The sequence below is a fragment of the Bacillus cereus group sp. MYBK220-1 genome (assembly GCF_051916445.1).
Classification (GTDB): Bacteria; Bacillota; Bacilli; order Bacillales; family Bacillaceae_G; genus Bacillus_A; species Bacillus_A cereus.
Genome location: NZ_JBQAGQ010000001.1, coordinates 672,038 through 697,899, shown reverse-complemented (window position 1 = coordinate 697,899; position 25,862 = coordinate 672,038). Strand labels below are relative to the sequence as shown.

Genomic DNA, 25,862 nt, shown 5'->3' with positions numbered 1-25,862 from the left:
ACTAATCAAACCCATGCTTTTTATATGTATGAAGCACTTGGTTGAGATGTAGGTTTTTAATATAAATGATTATCATGTTTTTTTGATTGTGTCTTGTTGAAAAATTCTTATTGTAATGCCAGTTTGGAGGCTGTATAAACATTTTTCGTATTTAATCCCAAATTAATGGCCTTTCTAAGTTTACCATTCGTAAATATTGTAAAAATTGACCTGCATGGACCGCATCATGATAGGCAATTCGTAATAGCATATCGCCTAAATATCGTTGATAGCCAACATCGCTTCGATCAATAAGTCTTGTATCTAGCTCTGCTATGCTTATTGATTGAACATATTCTATGAAATCGGCAAAACATGATTGTGCTAATTCAATTTCTTTTTTTACACAAGTAATTGGCTCGTCATCATACGGGGTACGTATGTCGTTTATTGAGCCGTTGTTTTTTATAATCATATGATAGTAAAAAGTTGAGCTCCATACGTGACGAATCATTTCACCAAAGGACATAGCCTCAGGATCAGGCTTCCAATTAAGAAAATTATCGGGAAGAGAATTCCATAATTTTTCTGAGCGCCTTCTCGTTTCTTTTAAATTTAATATACTAAGATCAATTGCATTCATAATACATTCTCCTTTACTATTAAACTTAAAATAATTGTATCAATTTAATAGTTAGGGTATCATCGAAATATGAATGTATATCCGAATATCTCATATATAGCTAAACTAATTGCTGAACCTACAAGAGCAATCATCTTAGATTGTCTAATGAATAATCAGGCACTACCTGCTAGTGAATTGGCTTATATGGCAAAAGTGTCACATCCAACAATTAGTTCGCATCTTTCTAAATTAGTAGAAGGGAATTTACTTACAGTTGAACAACATGGTAGACATCGTTACTATCGACTTGCTAATCAAGAAGTTGCCGAAGTGCTTGAAAAGTTAGGGACAATTGCACCAACAGTTCAAGTTCGCTCTTTAAAACAATCAACCCAACTAAAACAAATTCGTTATGCTCGAACTTGTTATGATCATCTTGCAGGCAAACTCGGTGTAGAGATAACTGAAAAATTACTAGATAGGCAATTTATAATTTTAGAGGGTGGAGAATACATTGTAACGGAACAAGGTAAGAAATGGTTTCTGAATTTTGGAATAAATGTTGATGAGGCAGATACAAAAAGGAGGGTATTTGCAAAACCTTGCCTTGATTGGAGTGAACGGTGTTACCATATTTCTGGTTGGTTAGGGTCTGCAATTGCAAAACTGTTTTTTGAACAGGGATGGATTACGAAAACGGATAAGAACCGAGCTGTCCATCTTACAAAGAAAGGTTTAAAGTTATTGGAAGATCAATTAGGCATTGATATGAAAACTGAGGAAAGAAAAGTTTGAAATTAGAAAAGTCCGTCAAAATGACGGTTTTTTTCATTATGGTAGGAGTGTACATGAATAATAGGATGTCCCAAATAATTATTGCCAATAAAAAAATCTTTCTTTTCATTCTTCTTTTTTAAGTTTTAAAGGAGAAAGCTAGGCTTCTTATTTTTACTAATGTTATAATAAGAAAAAAGCACGAAAAGAGGTCATCTCATGCTAGAGGTTATTGCAACATGTTTAGAAGATGTAAAACGAATTGAAAGTGCTGGCGGGAAGCGGATTGAATTAATTTCATCTTATACAGAAGGTGGTTTAACACCGAGTTATGCTTTTATAAAAAAAGCGGTAGAAGTGGTAAGTATACCAATTCATGTTATGATTCGTCCGCATGCGAAGTCTTTTACATATACGGAAGAAGAAATTGAAATGATGAAAGAAGATATTATAGTTGCACAGAAGTTAGGAGCAGCTGGGGTAGTATTAGGCGTATTAAACGAACGAAATGAAGTGGATGAAGAGAAATTAGCGGATTTACTATCTGTTGTAGATGGAATAAATGTAACGTACCACCGTGCGATAGATGATATAAAAAATCCAGTAGAAGCGATGAGCACTTTAAAGAAGTTTCATAAAGTGACTCACGTTTTAACTTCAGGTGGACAAGGAAATATAGTAGAGAATATTCCGGTGCTTACAGAAATGCAAAAGGTAAGTGATGGTCAAATTCAGCTTGTAGCTGGAGCTGGCGTGACGAAAGAAAATATAAAGCGATTGCTAGATGAAACTGGAATCACGCAGGCGCATGTCGGTACAGCGGTAAGAGAAGGAAAATCATGTTTTTCTGAAATAGATCCTAATTTAGTACAAGAATTAGTTGAAATAATAAAATAAGTGCTTAAGAAAGAGGAGAAACGATGAAGGAAAATACGAAGAAAGAATTATTCTCTTGGGCTAAAACGATAGGTTTTACCCTTGTATTAATTGCTATTATTCGCGGTGTTTTATTTACACCTTCTTTAGTACAAGGTGAATCAATGATGCCCACTTTAAAAAACAACGAAAGAGTTCTCGTGAATAAGATTGGTTATAGTATAAGTGGATTAGATCGCTTTGATATTATCGTCTTCCACGGGAAAGAAGGATACGATTTAGTAAAACGAGTAATTGGTTTGCCAGGCGATACAGTTGAGTATAAAAATGATGTTTTATATGTAAACGGAAAAGCGATGGAAGAACCATATTTAAAACAGTTTAAAGAAAAAGCAGTAGGCCGTGTATTAACTCCAGACTTTACGTTAGAACAAATCACTGGGAAAACGAAAGTGCCAGAAGGCCAAGTATTTGTTTTAGGGGATAATCGTGAAGTTTCTAAGGATGGTCGCATGTTTGGCTTTATTTCAGAAGATGAAATTGTCGGAAAAGGACAAGCTGTTTTCTGGCCGTTGGAACAAGTAAGAGCGTTATAAAGTGTGGTGAAGTATGGGAGAGATATTCTTCCATACTTTTTTATTTGCTTAAAATCTATTGATTGAATTGAAAGAATATTTTATAATTTTAAATTATATGTTTGTTTCGAAAAACGGAATTTAAGTTCCGTAATTCGGAACGAAAGGGAGATAGAATGAGTATAAATAAAACGGCAGTTAAGACAATGGATATTTTAGAGTTGTTTTATGAGCATGAAGAGCTAAGTTTAACTGAGATGGTTCAGCTTACAAATATGCCGAAAACATCTGTTTATCGTTTAATTGGTTCGTTGGAAGAGATGGAGTTTTTACAAAAAAACGAAAAGGGGAAATATCGTTTAGGGGTCGTATTTTTACGGTTCGGTCAACTTGTTTCACACCGATTATCAGTAAGAAATATAGCAATTCCTTATATGAAAGAACTTAGTGATAGTTTAGGACAGGCAGTTAATTTAATAATTCAGGATGGAAATGACGCAATTTATGTTGAAAAAATGGAAGGTGTTCAGCCGGTACGCGTGTATACGGCGGTTGGAAGAAGAGCACCGCTTTATGCTGGCGCATGTCCAAGAATTTTACTATCGTATTTCTCTGAGGAAGAGAAACGGAGATACATAGAGGAAGTGGATTTAAAACAGTTTGCAGATGGAACAATCGTGGATAAGAAACAATTGTTAGAAGTGTTGCAAATGGCGAAAAAGGAAGGCTACACCATTAGTTATTCTGAGTTAGAAAATCATACAGCCGCGATAGCAGCACCCATTTTCGCGAGCGATGGAACGGTTGTAGCAGGCATTAGTATTTCGGGATTAGCAATTGAGTACAACGAAAGTAACATTTCATATTTTATTGCGAAGGTGAAAGAAACAGCGCATCGCATTTCGAAAGAACTCGGCTTTTTGGCATAGAAAGAGGGAGTAGGATGAAATTTTCTGCGTTAGGGGATCAAGCAATTATTGTTACATTTGGTGAAGAAATTAAGAGGGATATATATGAGAAAGTACAGCGGTTATTTCAAGGACTGCAGCAACATCCGTTTGCAGGAATGATAGAGTGCGTTCCGTCGTTTACTTCATTAGCTGTTTACTACAATGTATACGAAGTATGGAAGGGAAATGAGAGAAGTGAAAGGTCACATGATTACGTTCGCCAGTATATAAAGGAGCTGTGTGATTCTTATAAAGAAGAAGTAAAACAGGATGTGAAACATATCTCTATACCCGTTTGTTACGGGGGAGAATATGGACCAGATTTAGAAGAAGTCGCGCATTATCACGGTTTACAAGTAGAAGATGTGATTCGAATACATAGTAAAACTACATATTTTGTATATATGCTAGGTTTTACACCAGGGTTCCCGTATTTAGGAGGACTTTCAAAAGAATTAGAAACACCTAGAAAAGAAACACCACGGTTACAAATCTCTCCTGGTTCGGTAGGTATTGGCGGAAATCAAACAGGTATATATCCGCTTGAAACACCAGGAGGATGGAATATTATCGGCCGAACTCCTATTTCATTATTTAATCCGGAAGAAGAAATACCAACATATATTCAAAGTGGTATGTATTTACGATTTATTCCAATAACGAAGGAAGAGTACGTATCGCTTGAGGGGGCTAAAAAATGGATGTAGAGGTTTTGCATGCGGGAATGTTTACAACAGTCCAAGATTTAGGGCGATCTCATTATCAACAATACGGTGTGCCAGTTGGCGGGGGGATGGATCAAAGTGCACTTCGGATGATCAATATGTTAGTTGGTAATGAAGAGAATGAAGCGGGACTCGAAATGACGATTATGGGACCTAAATTGTTAATAAAGAAAACGACTTTACTTGCAATTGGCGGAGCAGATATGGAACCGTTATTGAATGGAGAACGTATCCCCTTATGGCGTCCAATTTTAGCGGAAGAAGGTAGTATGCTTTGTTTTGGAAAAGTGAAAAGTGGTTGCAGAGCGTATGTGACCTTTGCGGGTGGAATACATATTGAGCGTACAATGGGAAGTAAAAGTACGTACATACGTGCTGCGATTGGTGGTATAGAAGGAAGAATGCTGAAAAAGGGTGACTACTTCCAAATTGGTGCACAACCAGAAATGGCGAATCGTTTCATTCAAGACTTACAAAAAGGTGAGAGAATAAAAATGAAATGGGCAATTAGCAACAGCGTACTACCAAAGTATAAGAAACATCCTAAGCTTCGTGTCATAGCTGACTTTGAATACGATCAATTTACAGAAAAAAGTAGAAAGGCATTTTTTACGAAAGAGTATAAGGTATCTAATTATGCTGATCGTATGGGCTATAGGGTTGAGGGAGAAGTATTAAATAGGATGGAAGAAAAAGAGATTTTATCGAGTCCAGTTACATATGGGACCATTCAAGTTCCTAATGGTGGACAGCCGATTATATTAATGGCAGATAGGCAAACGACAGGTGGCTATCCGAGAATGGGAAATATCATTTCAGTAGATTTACCTCTTCTTGCCCAGCTAAAGCCGGGGGACTATGTTTCTTTTGAGAAAATTACGCTTGAAGAAGCGGAACAATTGTACATAGAACAAGAAGTAAATATGAATCTATTAAAGAAATTCATTGCTTTACGAAGCTGAAATTAGGAGGGAAATAATGTGAAGACAATCGATTTAAACTGTGATTTAGGAGAAAGTTTTGGCGCTTATAAAATGGGGAATGATGATGAAATTCTTCCATTCGTATCCTCTATAAATGTTGCTTGTGGTTTTCATGCAGGTGATCCGTCTGTTATGCGGCAAACGATTGAAAAGGCAATGCAACATAACGTAGCAATAGGGGCACACCCCGGATTTCCAGATTTAATTGGATTTGGTAGAAGGAACATGAATGTTTCAGCAAGTGAAGTATACGATTATGTTTTATATCAAATTGGTGCATTAGACGGTTTTGTAAAAGTGGCTGGCGGGAAGATGCATCATGTGAAACCGCACGGTGCTCTATATAATATGGCGGCAACTAATCCGGAAATTGCAGATGCAATTGCAAAGGCAATTTATCATATAAATCCAAGTCTATTACTTTATGGATTAGCAAATAGCGGGGCGTTTATACAGGCTGCAGAAAAATACAAAGTAACTCTTGTACAAGAGGCTTTTGCGGATCGTACATATAAGCAAGATGGTACATTAACGAGCCGTACAGAAGAAAATGCGCTTATAAAAGATGAAGACGAAGCGATAAAGCAAGTACTTCAAATGGTGAAAGAAGGCTATGTAAATTCGGTGAATGGTGAGAAAGTAGCAGTTCAGGCGCAGACGATTTGTTTACACGGTGATGGGGAAAAAGCAGTACAATTTGCAGAAAGAATATACAGAACATTCAAACTCAATGGTATTTCTATTTGTGCACCGAAATAAAAAATAGGGGGAAGTGCTAGAAATGATTAAATTAATCGGAATACTACTTGTTGCAGTGGGCTTTTTATTTAGATTAAATACACTTTTAGTAGTTATGGTTGCAGGTATTGTTACTGGTATGGTTTCAGGATTAAGTTTTTATGATGTGATTAGCATGTTCGGTAAATTTTTCATAGAGAATAGATATATGTCTATGCCAATTATATTAACTTTACCGGTAATCGGAATTTTAGAGCGTTACGGTTTAAAAGAAAGAGCCGAAGCACTTATAACGAAATCAAAAGGAGCAACAACTGGAAGAGTATTAATGTCATATTTTACGATAAGAGAATCATCAGCAGCACTAGGGCTTAATATTGGTGGGCATGCGCAAACAGTAAGGCCGCTCGTTGCACCGATGGCAGAAGGGGCCGCGCAAGGTAAATACGGTAAACTTCCTGAAAAATTAAGAGAAAAGATTAAAGCAAACGCAGCGGCTGCGGAAAATACAGCTTGGTTTTTCGGAGAAGATATTTTCATCGCAACTGGTGCTATTTTATTAATGAAAGGATTCTTCGATTCAGTAGGTATGCATGTCGGTGTATGGGATATGGCACTTTGGGGCATTCCGACAGCAATATCTGCACTTATTGTAAGCTGGATTAGATTTAGAAGGTTTGATAAATATATAGAGAAAACAATGAAGGCAGAAGGAAAAGAAGAGAAGGAGGCAATCTAATATGAACATCATCACAATGGATACAATCTATTATGTATTAGGGATAATCGTTGCTTTTATCGCTGTTCGTATCGCATTCGATCGTAAACATCCAAACAGATTCGGTTCTAGTTTATTTTGGGCATTGTTTGCAGTTACATTTTTATTTGGAAATGTAATTCCTTCGTTTTACGTTGGCTGTATCGTGCTCGCTATGGTCGTTTTAGCCTCGCTAAATAAAGTAACAAAATCAGAGGAAAAAGAAGTTCCAGTACAAGAACGTGTGAAACATGCTGAGAAATTAAAAAATAAAATTTTTATGCCTGCACTATTAATTCCTATTTTTACAATTATCGGTACGTTGACCTTAGGGAAAATTAAATGGGGAAATGTCTCTCTTGTTGATCCAGATAAAGTAACATTAGTTGCACTAGCGTTTGGTGCATTACTCGCATTTGTTGCGGCGATGCGTATTACAAAATCAAAAATAACAACACCTGTACAAGAAGGAAGCAGGCTATTACAAGCTGTTGGCTGGGCTGTAATTTTACCACAAATGTTAGCAGCACTTGGCGGTATATTCGCGAAGTCTGGCGTTGGACAAGTTGTTTCAGACTTAGTCGGACAAGTGCTACCGACAGAGTATCCGTTCGTTGCCGTTATGGCGTACTGTTTAGGCATGATGCTATTTACAGTCGTAATGGGAAATGCATTCGCAGCGTTTGCTGTTATTACTGGCGGAATTGGATTACCTTTAATAGTTCAAATGCACGGCGGAAACCCAGCAATTATGGCAGCGCTCGGTATGTTTGCTGGATATTGCGGAACGCTGCTTACACCAATGGCAGCAAACTTTAATATCGTACCTGCGATGCTTTTAGAGCTAAAGGATAAAAATGCGGTTATTAAAGCGCAAGTACCAATTGCTCTTTCCATTTTCATTATTAATATGTTTATTATGTACGGCCTTGTATATCGTTTCTAATTAGGAGGAGAAAACTATGAAAACAGTATTATTAACAGGGTTTGATCCGTTTGGCGGAGAAAATATCAATCCAGCTTGGGAAGTAGCAAAAGGTTTGCATGAAAAAACAATTGGAGAATACAAGATAATAAGCAAACAAGTACCAACTGTATTTCATAAATCAATAAGCGTATTAAAAGAGTATATAGAAGAACTAGCGCCGGAAATTATTATATGCATTGGACAAGCTGGGGGCAGACCAGATATTACGATAGAACGTATCGCAATTAATATTGATGATGCAAGAATCGCTGACAATGAAGGGAATCAGCCGGTAGATGTACCGGTTGTAGAAGAAGGAGCGATTGCGTATTGGTCTACACTTCCGATGAAAGCAATCGTAAAAAAACTTCGCGAAGAGGGTATACCGTCATCTGTTTCACAGACGGCAGGCACATTCGTTTGTAATCACTTATTCTATGGACTTATGCATGAACTAGAGAAACATGATAAGAAAATAAAAGGCGGATTCATTCATATTCCGTTTTTACCAGAACAAGCGAGTAATTATCCAGGGCAACCGAGTATGTCACTTTCTACTATTCGTAAGGGGATAGAATTGGCAATCGAAGTAACGACGACAGTTAAAGTAGATATTGTAGAGGTTGGGGGCGCAACGCATTAAGTAAAATGAATTGTACAACACCTCCTGTAAACAACTGGTATAATAAGAATAGGAAAATACATAGAGGTGATTTTTGTGCAACAATTTGAAGAAGTACGTTCAATTTTAGAAAAAGCGAAGAAAATTACAGTATTAACAGGCGCTGGTGCAAGTACGGAAAGTGGTATTCCAGATTTTCGTTCAGCAAATGGATTGTATGCTGATGCGAATGTGGAGATGTACTTATCAAGAGGGTACTATAACCGAAGTCCGAAAGAATTTTGGAAGCATTATAAAGAAATCTTTCAAATTAATACGTTCCATCAATATAAACCAAATCGTGGCCATCGCTTTTTAGCTGAGCTAGAAGAACAAGGGAAAGATATTACGATTTTAACGCAAAATATTGACGGTTTACATCAATTAGGTGGTAGTAAACATGTTATTGATTTACATGGAACGCTTCAAACAGCACATTGTCCGAAGTGTAAAACGGGATATGATTTGCAGTATATGATTGATCATGAAGTACCGCGTTGTGAGAAGTGTAATTTCATTTTAAATCCAGATGTTGTTTTATACGGAGATACACTGCCGCAATATCAAAATGCGATGAAACGTTTATATGAAACAGGTGTACTTCTCGTTATGGGAACGTCATTAAAAGTACAACCTGTCGCTTCATTCCCGGAAATCGCAAAGAGGGAAGTAGGAGCAACAACTATTTTAGTAAATGAAGAGTTAACAGGACAGGAATATAACTTTGATTTTGTTTTTCAAAATAAGATTGGTGAGTTTGTTGAAGGGTTATCTTCAATGAAATAAGTTATCGAAAAAACTGAGGTATCTGCCTCAGTTTTTTATTTGAGTAATCACTGTTTTAAGCCATATGAAAACATTTTGATAATGTAGTAACAACATCTCTATAATTTATAAAAATCAATTTGCCCCATTTTTCTTTTAGAATAATATTCATGTTATTGTGCATTAAGGGAATGGTAATAAATAGGATATAAAAAACAAAAAACTGAAAATTAAATCTTTTATTTCTTTTATAATTAATATAAAATTCTATATATATCATATAAATAAATTTGATACATAATGATTTTGCGTAGAAATGTTAATAGAATGAAGCGAGGGAGCGAAATGAGACAGAAAAAGGAGCAGAAAAAACAATCGAAAAAGAAAAAGACTCATATTCCATTTCGGTTAAATGTACTATTTTTTATTGTCTTTCTTTTATTTTCAGCTATTATAATTCAATTAGGTAAAGTACAAATCATTGATGGAGAAACGTATAGAAATGAAGTAAATAAAAAGGAAGATGTAACGGTAAGCACTCCCGTTCCTAGAGGGAAAATGTTTGATCGGCAAGGTCATGTTATTGTAAATAATAAACCATTACGAACCGTTACATATACGAAAATGAGAGGAGTAGACTCGAAAGAAGTTTTACAAGTAGCAAGAGATTTAGCCAAGCTAATTGAAATGTCGCAAGAGGACATGGATAAGTTAACAGAGACAGATAAGAAAGATTTTTGGATGCAGTTAAATGAAAAACGGGCAGCGGCGAAAGTAACGAAAGAAGATGAGAGTAAATTTAGAAAGCAAGAAATAGAAGGAAAAGAGTTAGATAAAAAAGTAGAAGAACTGCGCCGGGAAAGAATTACACAAGAAGAATTGAATGAGCTTTCAAAGGAAGATATAGAAGTATTAGTAATTAAAAGCAAAATGAATGCGGGATATAAAATGACGCCGCAAATCGTTAAAAAAGATGTAAGTCAAAATGAATATGCTGTCGTTAGTGAAAGGTTGGCAAGCTTACCAGGGGTAGATACGACAGTAGATTGGGAACGTGAATACCCAAATGATAAAATACTGCGCTCTATACTAGGTAGCGTTTCTAATGAAAATGAAGGGTTGCCAAGAGAACACTTAGATTATTATTTAGTTCGTGATTATAATCGAAACGACCGTATTGGTAAAAGTTACATCGAAAAACAATACGAAGATGCACTACATGGAACGAAAGAACAGTCTAAAAATATTATGGATAAAGCAGGGAAGATTGTTCGAACAGAAAAAGTGACTGAAGGAAAAAGTGGAAATAACTTGATGTTAACAGTCGATATGGATTTACAGAAAAGAGTAGAGGGAAGCCTTGAAAAGAATTTACGAGCCTTTCATGCTGCAGAGCCGATGATGGATCGTGCGTTCGTAGTAATGATGAATCCGAAAAACGGTCAAATTTTATCAATGGCAGGAAAGAAAATTGTAAATAAAGATGGCGGTATGCAAATAGAAGATTATGCATTAGGAACGATGACAAGTTCTTATGAGTTAGGGTCAACTGTAAAAGGGGCTACTTTATTAACTGGATATCAAACAGAAGCGATTAAGCCGTATACACATTTCTTTGATGCGCCAATGTATTTTAAAGGAAGTTCTAAGCCGAAGAAATCGTGGAAAGAATTTGGGGATATTGATGATTTAAGAGCTTTGCAAGTGTCATCGAACGTTTATATGTTTAATACGGCTTTAAAAATGGCAGGCATTAATTATGTCCCAAACAATCCATTAGACATTAAACAAGAAACATTTAATAAAATGCGCTACTATTTTAGACAATTTGGCCTAGGTGTGTCGACTGGTATTGACCTGCCAAATGAATCAATTGGTCAAGTAGGTAGAACTGATAACATACCCGGATTTTTACTTGATTACGCGATTGGACAGTATGATACATATACGCCGCTTCAGCTTGCACAATATATTTCCACAATTGCAAATGGCGGTTACCGAATGAAACCACAAATTGTACAGGAAGTGAGAGAGCAACCGAATAGACCAGAGGATGTAGGAAAAGTCGTTCGGTCGATTGAACCAGTTGTATTAAATCGAGTGGATATGGACACTTCGTACATTAATCATGTAAAAGAAGGATTTAGAAGAGTTTTTCAAGAAGCTGACGGAACAGGTACCGGAACGTTTAAAGGTCTACCATATAAACCAGCGGGAAAAACAGGAACAGCTGAGACAGTATATGGTGGAGAAAGTGATATTGGAAGAGATGAGAACAACAACCGAAAAAAATGTTATAATTTAACTCTTGCCGGTTATGCACCATATGATGCTGATCCGGAAGTAGCTTTTTCAGTTGTTGTACCATGGGTGAATGATGATAAATCAGGAATTAATTCTGCGATTGGTAAAGAGATTTTGGATGCGTATTTTGAATTAAAAACAAATAGATCAAATACAAATTCAATTCCAGTAGAACAACCGAACAAGGCACAGTAAAAATAGTATCACTGCATGGAAACATATTGTGCAGTGATATATTTTTTGAGTTAAAAAGCGCTTTATAAGGTGGGAATGGATATGAAAAAGGAGATTAAGAGAGGCTGGGGAAAGTACATACTATTTATATTGGTGATAGTCATAGGCTACCATTCTTTTACTTTATGTAAGGTGGAAGGGGAATCGATGCAGCCGACTTTATATGAAGAAGACTACGTATTTGTAAATAAAGCGGTAGTACGTCTTTCTAATTTACAACATGGAGAAATTGTCATTATAAAAGAAGAGGATGAATCGAAATATTATGTGAAACGTGTAATAGGGCTTCCTGGTGATGTAATTAACATAACGAACGGAAAGGTATATGTAAACGATAAAAAGCAAGAAGAACCATATACAAACAAAGATTTATTTAACAACACACAAGTGTTTTATAATTTTCAAAAGACAAAAATTCCGCCAAATAAGTTATTTGTAATGGGAGATAACCGCGAAGTAAGTAGAGATAGTCGAAATGGCTTAGGATATATTGAAGAAGATAACATAATAGGCAAGGTGGAATTTGTATATTATCCTTTTTCAAAAATGAAAATGATAGAATAAGTGGGGGATGAGCAAAACCCCACTTATTAAAGTTTCACTTTATTTTCTTTAAAAAACCTTTTGGATTAAATGATATGAAAAATTTATGTTTAGACTCGTCGATTATGAAGTTATTGTTTTTAGTTAAAAACTCTTTCACAGCTTCCATCGGGCCAGGACCCCAATCGGGAAGAAGCGGATTTCCATTAATGGAGGTATCTTCTACAATTATATAACTGCCAGTAGTGACGATAGATTTATATAGTAAGAGTTCTTTGGATACATGTTCTTTACTATGATCAGAATCTAAAATAACTAAAATCACATCATCAGGTTTGCGCATGCTTACTATTGTTTGGATGGCCTGCACAGAAACAGAAGATGCTGTTAAATACGTAATCCGATTATGTGATGGCCGATTTGGCTGCGGAGTTATATCGATAGTAAGTACGTGACCTTTTCCAATTAAATCTAACATAGAAGCTAAATACAGTGCACTACCACCGTGAAAAGTCCCGCATTCAATAATTAAATCGGGCTTTAATTCATAAATGATTTCTTGATACAAAAAGAGATCAGAGGGAAGTTTACAGATTGGAACCCCGAACCAGTGTGTATCGTTTAACCATACGAGGCTGTTGTAATATTGGTTTAGAAATTCATTGCTTATAGTATCGATTTTAAATTCTCCTTTCTAAAAAGGATTCTCTCGTTTGACGTAAAGTGTTTACGCATGAAAGTTGTACTATATATTATGTAGTAAGGAATTGTAAGGCGAGTGTTTTTACTTGAAAATAAGCCAAATAACTCATGTGGAAAATGAAAGGAAATGATCGTATGTACAAATACACAATTTGCTTTATTAGAAAAAGCGATAAAATACTGCTATTAAATAGAAATAAAAAGCCGAATATGGGGATGTGGAATGGTGTTGGAGGAAAAATAGAAGAGAATGAAACGCCATACGAAGGAATAATTAGAGAAACGTTTGAGGAAACGGGTATAGAACTTTCAAGTGTAATGTATAAAGGGACTGTTGTTTTTAAAGGTAAAGATGAGCCCCAGGCTAGTGAAGGAATGTATGTGTTCGTTGCTGATTTGCCAGATGGAATGCAAATGAATACACCATTACGTACGGCTGAAGGATTATTAGAATGGAAAGAAATTGATTGGATATTAGATGGTGATAATAGAGGTGTAGTTAGCAACTTACCAAAATACTTACCGACAGTAATAACAGAAGAAAATAAGTTAAAACATATATTCACGTACGATAACCGGAATATTATTCATTACACAACTGCATGTTTGACAGAAGATGATGCGAACAAGCGATATGAAAAACAACTCATTTCTCAATAGAAGAGGATAGTGAAAAATCACGTTTTGTTCTCATTATATATACGAAGTGATTATATGTTTCAGAAATACAATTTATTGGTCAGAATTGTAATATGTATGATATAACCTTTCTTATGGTGAAAGCGTAGAGAACATACGTAAACGGAACAAAAAAGAGGTGGCTTTGCCGCCTCCTTTTTGTTAGCTGTGAATCGCCTTAATCATAAATCGATGTTGCTTCACATCAAAATATCCTTTTTGTAAGATAATTTCATGTATACGATATAAATCCTCATAATACCTTTCGACAGTAAAATCAGGAATTTGCCACGGAATCGCTTTTAAATAGTAGACGATAGCGCCAATATCATAAAAGCGTTGGAAAGGGAATTCTTCCTTTGCTTCTAAAATAGTAAATCCATTTTGCTTTAACTCACTGCATGCGATTTCGAGAGACCAACTTGCAAATTCGCTATTTAGTGGTGAGTCAAACTGCTCATTAAGTTCCGCACAATCGAGACCACCAACTTGTTGTGTAAGGAAAATCCCATTTGGAGAAAGGATTCTGTTTACCTCAGAGGCAGCATATGATTCATGTTGATTTATGATTAAATCAAACTGACCATCTTCAAATGGTAAAGCGGTATCATCCGTTACCTCTATAACTGTAACCCCTAAAGGTTCTAATTGCTTTCGAGCGATTGGCACGTTTGGAGCATAACCTTCAGTCGCAAAAATAGTTGGTGGGAATGGTTGTAACATAGATAAAAACTCTCCACCGCCAGTACCCATATCGAGCATTGATTTAGCGCGTTGCATAAGCTGGAAAGCAGTACTGCCGTACGACCATGATAAAGGCTCGCTCTTCATTCGGCCCGTTTCTGAAATGAAAGAAAAATCCCAACCGCTAAAATGTGTATTTGCACTTTCTAATAAAGTTACAAATAATGGATCACGTTTCATAATTGTATCCTCCTATTTTGTAAGTAAATGATATGGTGAGAAAAGAAAAAAGGAGGACCTCTTATGAAAGTGAAGCGGTTTTACGTTTCGTGCTCGAATAGATTCATATAAATTTGCTCCTTGTGAGAATGGTAATTTATATATTCGGGATAACCGAGTGGAAATCCTTTGAAGTTATGGGAGAATGTAGTTGTTTAATGAAAGATTGGATGGAGTGTACAGAAAAAGGGTGCACTCAAACTTTAGAAAAGGTATTTAATAAACTTAAATTTCCGCCCAGCCCTTTTATGAAATATGTGATATTTCTCACTACTATTAAGTAACAATAAAGTCGTACTGTTTATAAAAGAAGTGACGTTTTTGTATCCCTTTGGATTTACTTATCTATGGGATAAGTAAAGAAGTAGACATATAAACTGAATATAAAAACGTTTTAATTCTTTGAAAACATTCTATAATTTAGTATTGTTATATATGGAATAATTTATTTGTACGAAAAGAGGAATAAGATGTTTATACAAAATTATAAGGGTTTGATGCTAGGGGTAGTTGGTGCTGTATTAGGAGTAATATCCTTTGTTTATTTTAAAGATTTAGATTATATATAAGACGGGCCTTAAGTTATTATCTGTAACATTAATCATTATAGGTCGGGTTATTGCCTGTGATTCGACCCGTTTCAATAAAAAAAGAGAATAATAACGTATAAGATTATTATTATATAAATTTAGCTTGTTGAGCATGAGGAATACTAATCTTACAAAATTGTAAGATTAGAAGTCACATAGTTAGATAGAAGTCATTAACTTATGAAAAAAACTCATCTATAATCCAGATATAAATCATTTACTAAAGGAGTATTCTAATGAAAAAAATTATAAGTTATACGGTTGTTATTGCTATTTTTATAGGAATAGGATTAGGAGTAAAACGTTATGTGCAAGGTCCAGGACAACCAGTCGATGGGATTCTAGTTAGTGGTACTGCAACTGACGTAGAAAAAGTTAAACAGGAGTTTAAAGATGACACTAAACAATCAATAGACTATAAGGTAAAGTACGTCACAACAACAAAAAGGATTCCATTATCAGAAGAAGATAAGAAACAAAATGATACAAATGAAGAATTTGAAATCAACACTACAGAATATGCAGTTATTAATAGTTCTACCGCGGTAAAATTATTTAATAAGGGACTTCTAAGAGCTAGAAAAGATCCAAATTTAGCATCTATTATTTCTGAGAGGGTGAAAGATAAAAATAAAGTATCTAGTGATCAGAATCTATTATTTTCTTATGCGGGTGATAATTCAACGGTTGATAATTTTGAAAATAACCAGTTGAATTTGAACGGTAAGATGGTATCTGCCCAGTATGTTAAACAGCAAATTTGGATTGGGTATGCCCCAATGAACCTTGTTATTCTAAAAGACCAAGACTATAATGCAATTTCTGAATCAGAGTCAATAATGAAATTAATTCAATTTAAAAAACGTGATTTTGATTATAAAAACAAACAAGAAGTAGATAAAGTTTTACAACAGATTGATAAGGTCTCATCGAATAATCAGTATAAAATAAACTTTGTAGAGGTACAAGACTAACTTAAAATGATAAGAAGGTGATATAAATGGAAATCGTAAGAATAGAAAATGTAGTCAAAAGTTATGGTGAAGGAAATAGTAGGGTAGATGCTTTGAAGGGCATAAATCTTTCTATACAGCAAGGGGAATTTGTATCAATCGTAGGAGCTTCTGGCTCAGGTAAAAGTACATTGTTACATATTTTGGGAGGGTTGGACCGTCCGAGTTCAGGACAAGTATTTATCGGAGAGAACAATATTTATAATTATTTAGATAATGAACTTTCGATATTTAGAAGAAGAAAAGTTGGTTTTATATTTCAGTTCTTTAATTTAATTCCTGTATTGAATGTGCAAGAGAATATAGCTTTGCCCACTTTACTAGATAATGAACCTGTAGATAATCCTTATATGGACGAAATTATTGAAATTCTGGGACTTCATGAAAGACGAAATCATTTACCATCTGAATTATCAGGAGGTCAGCAACAACGGGTTTCGATTGGGAGGGCACTTATAAATCGCCCACATTTAATCTTAGCTGATGAACCTACAGGAAATCTGGATACTCAAAATACAAAAGAAGTCATGGATTTATTAAGATTGACAGCAAAAAAATATAATCAAACTATTGTATTGATTACTCACGATTTAAAAATTGCATCAACTTCTGACCGTATTATTACAATTGAAGATGGCCAAATCATTTCCGATCAGTGGCTATCCACGAATAAGCCTAAGACGGGAGGAAACTAATCTTGATTGGTAATTATAAACAATTAAGCAGGAGATACTTAAAGGGAAATAAGAAACGAACAATTTTAACTTTGATAGGAATCGTACTCTCTGTATCGTTAATTTCTACAATCGGCCTATTTATGAACGGTACTCAGATTTCTCAAATCGAGAATACGAAAAAGAGGCAAGGGTATTCTTTTCATGCCGTTGTATTAAATTACGATGAATCGATATTGAAAAAAATTAAATATAACCCGCAAATTGAATCATTTGGTTTAATGTCACAGGGAGAAACAGTCCAAGTTGGAGAGGCTGCTGTACAAATGAATTTTGCTGATGATAACGCCTTGGAATTTTTAAAATACAGTATTATTAAGGGCAGATTGCCATCTAATGATCAAGAAGTTGCTGTTGATCCCTGGGTATTACCTTATATAAAAGAAAATATTCAAATAGGTGATTCATTCGAATTAAATGAAAAAAAATACAAATTGGTTGGTTTTCTAAGTGATAGTACATATACACAGGAAAATAAGGTGGGACGGTTACTAACCTATAAGAGTAAGTTTAGCGCTGGTGAAGGAAAAATATTAGTTGGAATTAGCTCAAAAGCAAACTTTAATGAGGTTTTAGAGGGACTCAAGACCATTTCCGGAGAAAATAATATTAATATAAGTAATGAATTAATTCAATTAGAGAAACCAGGTTACAATAATTCGATTATGGCTACGCTAATTATTACAATCAGCATTGTTGTGATAGCGACAATTGTTGTGATTTACAACGCTTTTCAAATCAGTGTCGTAGAACGAACGAGGCAGTTTGGCTTGTTGAGAAGCATTGGTGCAACACGAAAACAAATTAGACAAATCGTGCTGAGAGAAGCTACTTTTCTAGCTGTTATCGCTATACCTATTGGAATTATATGCAGCCTAATAGCGCTTACCTCTCTTCAGTTCACTTTTTCACTTTTAATGGAAAATAGTAAAGCGGTCTCGATATTCCATGTTGATTGGAATATTTTACTAATCAGTTCGATTATTACCTTGCTTTCTGTAATAGCGTCAAGCTTGTACCCAGCTTATTTTGCAGGGAAAATCTCCCCTTTGTTGGCAATTAGTAGCAGGTTGTCAATTAAAAAGGAACAAATCAAAAAACAAAAGAATTCCATGGTGAAAAAACCTTTATCTATTCCTTTGAGCATGGCTATGAAAAATGTTAAGCGAAATAAAAATCGCTATACCATTACAATCTTATCAATTATTATAAGTAGTGTGTTATTTATTACTTTCTCGTATTTAATGAGTGTTGCATTTGCATCTAAATCTTTTGATAAGTTATCTGTTAAATCGGATATTACAATTAAGATAGTGGATAATAATCCAGATCATTTAGCTGAAAGTGAACAAGTTTTGCATCAATTGAAATCACTTGAAAATATATCTAAAGTATACGAAAAAAAGGAGAATAGCTTTGAAACTAAATTAAAGGATGTAACTCAATCTTCCGCGACAGTAAAGGAAATAGAAAACACGATTGGAAAAAGCTATTCCATTACAATCGTAAATAATTATCAAGAAAATAAAACAAAAAAAGAAGAAAAACTTACTTTACAAGTGCTTGCATATGGTTTCATCACAGTCATTTCTTTAATTAGTAGCGTTAATATCCTCAATACTATAACTATAAGTATCATGACTAGACGAAAAGAATTGGCCGCTTTGAAATCCATTGGTATGTCACAAAAGGATTTGAAAAAAATGATTACCTATGAAGCTTTGATTTACGGTTTTTCTGGAAGTTTACAAGGAATCTTTTTTGGCTGTATATTGTCTTATATTATATATTTAGCTATATCTGATATGTTGAAAATGACATGGACGATTCCCTATGAGGCTTGTATCATTACGTTTGTTTCAGCTTTAATAATTAGTTATTTATCAGTCTTAAATCCATTGAAAAAAATTCAACAAGATAATATTATTGATAATATCAGAGAACAATAATATTATAAGCCTGGCTAGATTATAGCCAGGCTATTGTAATTGGAGTATAAGCTAGGGGAAAAAAGGAGAGGGCATACTTGAATAAAAAAATATTACTAGTTGAAGATGATGAAGCTCTTGGCATAGCCATCGAATTTTCATTGAGAAATGAAGGTTATGAGGTGATTAGAGCGTCCAGTGTAAAAGAAGCTAAACACCAGTTTGTTCACAATACATTTGATTTGTCCATCCTTGATATCGGCCTACCAGATGGTAATGGTTATGACTTATGTTTGTATTTTAAAAAGAAAAACGAGAATTCGATTATTATTTTCTTAACTGCACTAGACGAAGAAGCAAATGTGGTAATGGGGCTGGATATAGGCGGTGATGATTATATAACCAAACCTTTTCGGGTTAGGGAACTCATGGCCAGAGTGAAAGTACAATTGCGTAAACAAGCGTCGCTAGAAACGCCATCTCAAATTTTAAGATCTGAGAATATAAGAATCGATACGAACCTAGTCAAGGTTTATAAAAATTGTGAAAGTATTACATTGACGAATTTAGAATACAAGCTGCTATTGAATTTCATGAAGAATTCTCACAAAGCATTAAAAAGAGATGAACTCCTACAACAAATAACAGAAGGAGAAAATGTTTTTTTTGATGAAAACACGTTATCTGTATACATAAAGCGTTTAAGAGCTAAAGTTGAAGACAATCCTCAAAAACCACAGTTTATCGTTACCGAAAGAGGATATGGTTATCGTTGGAGCAAGGACGTGATTGGGTGAGCAAGATAATGAAAAATACCGAGTTAAAAAGCTATATGACGATACTAGCCGTCCTTTTATCTATATTTGTGATTTACCAATTTATTATTCAACAATTATTTTATGATCATTTGAAAAGAGACTCTATTGCAACATGGGGGGAAATTACAGCTAGGTTGGTAGAGCAGAATCCAGAAAATGAAGCGGAAATTATGAAAGTCTTATCAAGTCATTCGTCTCACTCAAGTAAATATCAGGAAAAAGGGACAGAGATCCTAAAGCAATATGGATTATATGAAGACTTGGATTCAAAATTTTTTCCGCACTTAAATAATCTAATTATTAATCACAATCAATTTATGATGTGGGGATTAATTGCTTTTGGATTTTTACTTTTTGTTGCAAACTACATGCAACAAAAAATTATTTTCAATAAGATTAGCCAGCTTACTAGAGCTGCAAAAAAGATAATCGAGGGAGATTACTCGGTTGTCATCAATGAAAATAAAGAGGGGGATTTCGCGAAACTGGCGATTTCATTTCGTTCAATGAGGGATATCATTAGAAAAAATATGCATGATTTGCTTGAAGAGAAACGGTTTTTAGGAGAAATGTTGCAGGATATATCTCATCAGTTAAAAACGCCGCTTTCAACTATTTCTATCTATAATGAAATGTTGTTAAATGAGAAACTATCCCGAGAGCAACAAGCTCAATTACTACAAAATAATGATATTCAGATTTCTAGAATGAATGTCTTAATTCAGAATTTGTTAAAAGTAGCAAAAATTGATGCAAAAGCGATTTCGTTTGATAAAGAGCCAGGGAATTTAGTAGATACGACTGAGGAAGTACTAAATCGCTTGCAAAGCATGATAAGTGATAAAAATATTTTGATTGATTGGAATGCACCAAGAGAAATAGTCGTTATTCACGACAAATTATGGATGCAGGAAGCTTTGTTAAACCTGTTGAAGAATGCAATCGAACATTCTAAACCCGGTGGTAAAATAATGATTCAGGCCAAAAATTCTCCAATCTATACAGAACTAGTAATCCAAGACTTTGGAGAGGGAATTTCAGCTGAAGAATTACCTCATATTTTTGAACGATTCTATAAATCAAGTAGTTCTAAAAAGCACGGATCGACCGGAATTGGATTGGCACTTGTCAAAGCTATTATAGAGGCACATCACGCCTTAATTACAGTTGAAAGTGAAAAAAATGCTTATACAAAATTTACAATTATTTTTATGAAATTTTAATAACAGTTTGGTATATATTTTAATCTTTTTAATATAAAGGGGTTTTTTTATGTTTAATAGATTGAAGTGTTTTCTTTTATCTGAGAAAGAAATAGTTGATACTGTGAAAAAATACAAGGAGGAAAAAATACACGTTTCCATAATAAAAGATTTTTTAGGGGATTTAATCTTAATAAGAACTTTTACATTTTTAATGTTTGTTCCAGTATCAACTTTTATTTTTTCAGTTATAATTTATGGAGCTGTTTTCTTTTTATCAGGCATTAAGATTACTGTTTGGGGCATCACTATAATGTTATTAGTTCCAATAACATTACTTTTCTATATGAATATAACTAATACATCAATTATTATTACTGATTTAGTGAGAAAATTTTTATTAACCATAAAATATCTAAATCCATTTTACTCAATCATAAATAAACCTTGGCTCTTTATTTTTGAATTATTAATTGGTTTTTTATATGTATTTCTGCTATCTTTATTTTCTATTTGGATAGTATTACATTCATTAGAAATAGATTTTTCTGAATTTAGTTCGGAGGATAATCGAAGTTTTCAATTTTCAATTATTATTTTACATACAGCAATTTATTTGTTTATAAGAGTTCATGGCCAGTATTGTAAGACAACTAAGCAAAAAATTAAAAAGCTGAAAATGAAGTTTTATTTATGGTTTTGTTCTATGATTGCAAGTATTGTATATATATTTGAATCACTCTTTAATTATATGAATGGAATCCAAGCAATTTATTTTATTTTTGTTTTAATGATTGCTTTAGAAAGAACAGTGACACATTATAAGAAATTTATAGATTTTTTAGAATGTGAAAATTTGTATGAAAAATATTTTTAGAGAGAAAAGTCTTTTGAAATATAAAAAGTTATACCTACTAAATACTGGACGAGTAAAAAAACGCTATTCTTTTTCTAGAATCATAGGAAAAGATAGCGTTTTTGTTTAATATACTCAAAAACAAAAATCTTTTGGTAAAGTACCATTTTTAATAACTGTTCTTAACCCATGTTTTATAATCCAAGGATTAATAGGATGCTGTTTATCACGTAATTGCTGTAACCACTGAAAAACGAGTTCTTTATCTTCTTTCGTAATATCGTTAATATGATTGGCTACAGATTTTTGAACATATTTAGAAGAGTCATTCATTAATGGTTCAAGAAGCTGTAAATTGTACTTAAAATCATCTTTTAGAGCTCCTATTTTTTTAGCCCAAGGAAGCCTTGGTCTTGTACCTTCAGAAACTAATCTTCTAATGTGGCTGTTTTCGTCATAAATCCACTGTTGTAATATATTTAGTGTGTCTTCATGGTATGTTTCAAGAAAAGGCCGAATGGCATATTCAGCAGTATTTCATTTCGTTATTTCATACATGGCGTTGAATGAGGTTTCAAAGTCGTTAAGTCCATATTTTTCAACGTATTTTGCAAGAGGTATGTACATATATCCGTTTGTAAATGTGCCTACTTCTGTTGTATTTTCTGGGCCTAATGTTTTTAGTAATATATGTATTGCTGCATTAAAATCTTTTTGTAAAGCATTGTGTAATTCATCTGCTATTACTTCAATACGTTGTTTTAACTCTAAATTTTCAACTTTACAAGCTACAGAATCTACAAAGATGCTTTTAGAGAAACAAGGATCGTGTTTGCAAATAGAATCAGCTATTTTTTCTGCTAATTCTTCATTAAATAAAAATTTTAACGGAACATATTTACCCATTTTTTTCACCTCGGTGGTCAAATGAAAACAATTTTTATTTTTTAATCGACAATCCATAAACTAACGTCTCACTCGGAGTCGTAATACTAAAACCTGTCGTCTTATAATCAAGCTTCACTGTATCACCAGTGTAGTCTTTCGTAAATGAATCCATTTGTACGATAAGCTCTGCATCTTCATATACAACATCATCTGCGTTATATGTATCCCAAATTAAATCGACATCAACGAAAATACTACAAGAGTTCGTCATTGTTCCTCTAATGCGAACGATCTTTTTATCTTCAAGTTCTAATCTATGTATAGCTGCTTTTGCTTCATCAGTAATGCGAATGTTCATTGTATCCCAACCTTTATTTATATTTCTTTTATTATTGCAAAAACAGGAGCAATAGGGAAGTAAAGAGGTTTGCAACAAAAAACGAGCAAACAAATTTGTTTGCTCGTTTCACTTTATTTTAGTTCACATTTATCAAGTGGAATCACTTTTGTTTTTTTCGTAAATTTATATCCTAACCATAGTACTAAGAAGAGTGGTAAACCGATGTAAGAAACGAGTACGCCATTCCAATCGATTGATTCACCCATAAATGCGCCGTAGTTTTGTCCTAAAATTACGATGATACAAAGTGTAAATGCGAAGATTGGACCAAATGGGAACCATTTTGCTCTATATGGTAAGTCTTTCAAATCTTTTCCTTGTGCAATATATGCTTTACGGAAACGGTAATGACTAATTGCAATGCCGACCCAAGCGATAAAGCCAGACATTCCTGATGCATTTAATAACCAAATGTATACAACACCGTCACCGAATAAAGAAGCAATGAAAGCGATACTACCGACAATTGATGTTACGATTAATGCGTTAACAGGTACACCGCGGCTATCTAATTTACCAAGAAACTTTGGTGCTTTTCCTTGGCGAGCTAAATCCCAAAGCATACGAGTTGATGCATACATACCAGAGTTACCAGCAGATAGTACTGCCGTTAAAATAACAGCGTTCATAACAGAAGCAGCAAAGGCAACGCCCGCTTTTTCAAAAATAAGTGTAAACGGACTTACTGTAACATCACTTGCAGCAAGGCTTTCAGTTGTATAAGGAATTAATAAACCGATAACGAGAATTGCAAGGATATAGAATAAAAGAATACGCCAAAAGATTGAACGAATCGCTTTCGGAATATTACGCTCTGGATCAGAAGTTTCACCAGCAGCTACTCCTAATAGTTCAGTACCTTGGAATGAGAAACCAGCTGCCATAAACACACCGATAATTGCCATGATACCGCCGTTAAATGGTGCATCTGCAACAGTGAAGTTTTTAAATCCAACCGTTTCACCGCCCATAATTCCAAAAATCATCATAAAACCAACAATTAAAAAGATAATAATCGTAACTACTTTAATAAGTGCGAACCAATATTCAGATTCACCAAACCCTTTAACAGATAAATAGTTTAAAAGGAAAATAATAGCTAAACATAATCCACTCCAAATAAGAGAAGGGGTATCTGGGAACCAAAATTTCATAATTAATGTTACAGCAGCTAGTTCAGCAGCAATCGTAATTGCCCAGTTATACCAATAGTTCCATCCAAGTGCAAAGCCAAGTGATGGATCAACAAATTTTGTTGCGTACGTGCTAAAAGATCCAGTAACAGGCATGTAAGCTGCGAGTTCAGCTAAGCTTGTCATTAAGAAGTAAACCATAATTCCAATTGCGGCGTATGCAATTAATGCACCACCAGGTCCAGCTGAATGGATGACACCACCGCTGGCAAGAAATAGTCCGGTACCAATTGTACCACCGAGAGAAATCATCGTAAGGTGCCTTGATTTTAGACCGCGTCTTAATTCACCTTTTCCTTGTGTAGTTTCTGTTTTAGAGGTAGCTTGATTTGTTGCGCTATTCATGTTCAACACTCCTTTTCTTGTAGGTTAGGAAGGAGCGGGGGAGAAAAATACAAAAAACCGCCAAAGGAATTTGGCGGAACGTTTCACAAATAACCACCCCATCATACCCTTCCGTTAAGATAGCACCCCACGTTTACACGGTAATTTTGTAAACGTGACAGTTCTGTTCCTTTCGGAGACAGCCCCAGCTCATATTTCCAGAGAAGAAATATAAACTTCGGCAACTTTTCCTTTCAAACGGATTCGGTGACATTCTCTGTGTCTCGTCCGTCGTACTCTTAAAAGTCGCAACCTCTACCTCATCGGATTGATGAGGATTTATATATTGCTAAGATTTTTAATATATGGCAATTGTAATGACTTTCTGAATATATTGCAAGATATTTTGTTAGGAAAAGTCAAAAAATATCGGTTATTGTATAGGAAACGCTTGCAAAACTCCACCCGAACCTACTATTATGTAGCAATAAGCAAAGAAAAAATTGTTATACAAATGTTTCGCAAAAAATATTGAAAAACCCTCTAAATTAAAAGAAAATTCAGAAAAATATAATTCGACATTCATAATAAAGTCATATTATTTGTTATAATTAGAGTAACGTTTAAGCAAAAAGGGGAAATCAAAATGAAATTAGAAACAGAAAGGCTCTATATAGTGCCGTGTACAGAAGAGAGGATTCAAGTCGCTAACGAGCAAGGATATAATAGCGGTCCGCATATTGTAGGGCATGTAGAGAATGTGAAACAAGATGAGGCTTTATTACCATGGGGGGCGTGGTATGTTCTTCGAAAAGAAGACGATAGCGTTTTAGGTGATATTGGGTTTAAAGGGAAACCAAACGAGAATCAAACAGTAGAAATTGGCTATGGATTCATTGAGAAATATTGGAATCAGGGCTATGCAACAGAAGCTGTAAAAGAACTAATCGATTGGGCTTTCAAAACAGGTGAGGTAGAAACAATAATTGCAGAGACACTTCTAGATAATTATAGTTCGATGCGTGTTTTAGAAAAGTTACATATGAAGAGAGTAAATGCTACAGAAATGATGATTAATTGGAAAATAGAAAAATAAAAAATACCGCTCTAAATTGAG

General features: G+C 34.5%; 26 protein-coding genes, 1 pseudogene and 1 riboswitch. Of the genes and pseudogenes, 21 read left to right on the top strand and 6 right to left on the bottom strand.

Annotation, left to right across the window (positions count from 1 at the left end; all coding sequences use genetic code 11):
* Positions 1–151: 151 nt before the first annotated feature.
* A complete protein-coding gene (locus ACTFRU_RS03620; RefSeq protein ID WP_016122766.1) occupies positions 152–622 on the bottom strand; it encodes a DinB family protein in 471 nt (156 codons plus the stop codon).
* A 69-nt stretch (positions 623–691) separates the two neighbouring features.
* Between ACTFRU_RS03620 and ACTFRU_RS03615 the strand changes: the two genes are divergently transcribed.
* The 13 genes from ACTFRU_RS03615 (at position 692) to lepB (ACTFRU_RS03555) (ending at position 12,477) form a co-directional block, all read left to right on the top strand.
* Entirely contained in the window at positions 692–1,399 is a 708-nt protein-coding gene (locus ACTFRU_RS03615; protein WP_166695464.1) for an ArsR/SmtB family transcription factor, read from the top strand.
* A gap of 198 nt (positions 1,400–1,597) precedes the next feature.
* Positions 1,598–2,275: a copper homeostasis protein CutC gene (locus tag ACTFRU_RS03610; protein ID WP_000895119.1), complete on the top strand. Its 678-nt coding sequence runs from the start codon at positions 1,598–1,600 to the stop codon at positions 2,273–2,275.
* A gap of 23 nt (positions 2,276–2,298) precedes the next feature.
* A complete protein-coding gene (gene lepB / locus ACTFRU_RS03605; RefSeq protein WP_000662501.1) occupies positions 2,299–2,850 on the top strand; it encodes a signal peptidase I in 552 nt (183 codons plus the stop codon).
* Positions 2,851–3,005: 155 nt separating this feature from the next.
* Positions 3,006–3,758: an IclR family transcriptional regulator gene (locus ACTFRU_RS03600; RefSeq protein WP_000026363.1), complete on the top strand. Its 753-nt coding sequence runs from the start codon at positions 3,006–3,008 to the stop codon at positions 3,756–3,758.
* Between the two features lie 14 nt (positions 3,759–3,772).
* Positions 3,773–4,486 carry a 5-oxoprolinase subunit PxpB gene (pxpB, locus tag ACTFRU_RS03595; protein WP_166695462.1) on the top strand — a complete coding sequence of 238 codons (714 nt, stop codon included), beginning with the start codon at positions 3,773–3,775 and terminating at the stop codon, positions 4,484–4,486.
* Complete coding sequence (locus tag ACTFRU_RS03590) at positions 4,477–5,466, top strand: biotin-dependent carboxyltransferase family protein (protein WP_166695461.1); 990 nt, start codon at positions 4,477–4,479, stop codon at positions 5,464–5,466. The genes pxpB and ACTFRU_RS03590 overlap by 10 nt, the downstream gene beginning before the upstream one ends.
* 18 nt (positions 5,467–5,484) lie before the next feature.
* Positions 5,485–6,246 carry a 5-oxoprolinase subunit PxpA gene (pxpA, locus tag ACTFRU_RS03585; RefSeq protein WP_440037468.1) on the top strand — a complete coding sequence of 254 codons (762 nt, stop codon included), beginning with the start codon at positions 5,485–5,487 and terminating at the stop codon, positions 6,244–6,246.
* Between the two features lie 22 nt (positions 6,247–6,268).
* Positions 6,269–6,964 (top strand): DUF969 domain-containing protein, encoded by a 696-nt coding sequence (locus tag ACTFRU_RS03580; protein ID WP_000593392.1) that lies wholly within the window; start codon positions 6,269–6,271, stop codon positions 6,962–6,964.
* Position 6,965: 1 nt separating this feature from the next.
* Positions 6,966–7,928 (top strand): DUF979 domain-containing protein, encoded by a 963-nt coding sequence (locus ACTFRU_RS03575; protein WP_001021677.1) that lies wholly within the window; start codon positions 6,966–6,968, stop codon positions 7,926–7,928.
* A gap of 16 nt (positions 7,929–7,944) precedes the next feature.
* Entirely contained in the window at positions 7,945–8,592 is a 648-nt protein-coding gene (gene pcp / locus ACTFRU_RS03570) for a pyroglutamyl-peptidase I (RefSeq protein ID WP_000859708.1), read from the top strand.
* A gap of 75 nt (positions 8,593–8,667) precedes the next feature.
* Positions 8,668–9,396 carry an NAD-dependent protein deacylase gene (locus ACTFRU_RS03565; RefSeq protein ID WP_440037467.1) on the top strand — a complete coding sequence of 243 codons (729 nt, stop codon included), beginning with the start codon at positions 8,668–8,670 and terminating at the stop codon, positions 9,394–9,396.
* A gap of 324 nt (positions 9,397–9,720) precedes the next feature.
* On the top strand, positions 9,721–11,874 hold the full coding sequence (locus ACTFRU_RS03560; protein ID WP_001249188.1) for a peptidoglycan D,D-transpeptidase FtsI family protein: 2,154 nt from the start codon (positions 9,721–9,723) through the stop codon (positions 11,872–11,874).
* An 81-nt stretch (positions 11,875–11,955) separates the two neighbouring features.
* The gene (gene lepB, locus ACTFRU_RS03555) at positions 11,956–12,477 is read left to right on the top strand and encodes a signal peptidase I (protein WP_002094069.1); all 522 of its coding nucleotides are present in this window, start codon (positions 11,956–11,958) and stop codon (positions 12,475–12,477) included.
* A gap of 34 nt (positions 12,478–12,511) precedes the next feature.
* On the opposite strand, the gene ACTFRU_RS03550 is transcribed toward lepB (ACTFRU_RS03555), so the two are convergent.
* On the bottom strand, positions 12,512–13,135 hold the full coding sequence (locus ACTFRU_RS03550) for a cephalosporin hydroxylase family protein (protein WP_080353321.1): 624 nt from the start codon (positions 13,133–13,135) through the stop codon (positions 12,512–12,514).
* 158 nt (positions 13,136–13,293) lie between these two features.
* On the opposite strand from ACTFRU_RS03550, the gene ACTFRU_RS03545 reads away from it, so the two are divergent.
* Positions 13,294–13,818, top strand: a complete 525-nt coding sequence (locus tag ACTFRU_RS03545) for an NUDIX hydrolase (RefSeq protein WP_016122759.1) — start codon at positions 13,294–13,296, stop codon at positions 13,816–13,818.
* Between the two features lie 180 nt (positions 13,819–13,998).
* On the opposite strand, the gene ACTFRU_RS03540 is transcribed toward ACTFRU_RS03545, so the two are convergent.
* Positions 13,999–14,760: a class I SAM-dependent methyltransferase gene (locus ACTFRU_RS03540; RefSeq protein WP_016122758.1), complete on the bottom strand. Its 762-nt coding sequence runs from the start codon at positions 14,758–14,760 to the stop codon at positions 13,999–14,001.
* A gap of 865 nt (positions 14,761–15,625) precedes the next feature.
* Between ACTFRU_RS03540 and ACTFRU_RS03535 the strand changes: the two genes are divergently transcribed.
* The 6 genes from ACTFRU_RS03535 (at position 15,626) to ACTFRU_RS03510 (ending at position 21,961) form a co-directional block, all read left to right on the top strand.
* Positions 15,626–16,363 carry a lipoprotein BA_5634 family protein gene (locus ACTFRU_RS03535; RefSeq protein WP_113303714.1) on the top strand — a complete coding sequence of 246 codons (738 nt, stop codon included), beginning with the start codon at positions 15,626–15,628 and terminating at the stop codon, positions 16,361–16,363.
* A gap of 26 nt (positions 16,364–16,389) precedes the next feature.
* Positions 16,390–17,097: an ABC transporter ATP-binding protein gene (locus ACTFRU_RS03530; protein ID WP_023522344.1), complete on the top strand. Its 708-nt coding sequence runs from the start codon at positions 16,390–16,392 to the stop codon at positions 17,095–17,097.
* Positions 17,098–17,099: 2 nt separating this feature from the next.
* A complete protein-coding gene (locus tag ACTFRU_RS03525; RefSeq protein ID WP_048535698.1) occupies positions 17,100–19,085 on the top strand; it encodes an ABC transporter permease in 1,986 nt (661 codons plus the stop codon).
* 77 nt (positions 19,086–19,162) lie between these two features.
* A complete protein-coding gene (locus tag ACTFRU_RS03520; protein WP_001035094.1) occupies positions 19,163–19,861 on the top strand; it encodes a response regulator transcription factor in 699 nt (232 codons plus the stop codon).
* Positions 19,862–19,869: 8 nt separating this feature from the next.
* Entirely contained in the window at positions 19,870–21,105 is a 1,236-nt protein-coding gene (locus tag ACTFRU_RS03515; protein WP_000798888.1) for a HAMP domain-containing sensor histidine kinase, read from the top strand.
* A 49-nt stretch (positions 21,106–21,154) separates the two neighbouring features.
* Positions 21,155–21,961, top strand: coding sequence for a hypothetical protein (locus ACTFRU_RS03510; protein ID WP_000483294.1), 807 nt, complete (start codon positions 21,155–21,157; stop codon positions 21,959–21,961).
* Between the two features lie 114 nt (positions 21,962–22,075).
* Here ACTFRU_RS03510 and ACTFRU_RS03505 read toward each other — a convergent pair.
* The 3 genes and pseudogenes from ACTFRU_RS03505 to ACTFRU_RS03495 all read right to left on the bottom strand — a co-directional run bounded on the left by ACTFRU_RS03505 (position 22,076) and on the right by ACTFRU_RS03495 (position 24,766).
* A pseudogene (locus ACTFRU_RS03505) lies at positions 22,076–22,846 on the bottom strand (DNA alkylation repair protein).
* Between the two features lie 34 nt (positions 22,847–22,880).
* A complete protein-coding gene (locus ACTFRU_RS03500; protein WP_001026167.1) occupies positions 22,881–23,186 on the bottom strand; it encodes an iron-sulfur cluster biosynthesis family protein in 306 nt (101 codons plus the stop codon).
* 113 nt (positions 23,187–23,299) lie between these two features.
* Entirely contained in the window at positions 23,300–24,766 is a 1,467-nt protein-coding gene (locus ACTFRU_RS03495) for an amino acid permease (RefSeq protein WP_098771498.1), read from the bottom strand.
* Positions 24,767–24,878: 112 nt separating this feature from the next.
* Positions 24,879–25,071, bottom strand: a riboswitch (Lysine riboswitch).
* 320 nt (positions 25,072–25,391) lie between these two features.
* Here ACTFRU_RS03495 and ACTFRU_RS03490 point away from each other — a divergent pair.
* Positions 25,392–25,841, top strand: a complete 450-nt coding sequence (locus ACTFRU_RS03490; protein WP_000764601.1) for a GNAT family N-acetyltransferase — start codon at positions 25,392–25,394, stop codon at positions 25,839–25,841.
* The last annotated feature ends 21 nt before the right edge of the window (positions 25,842–25,862 follow it).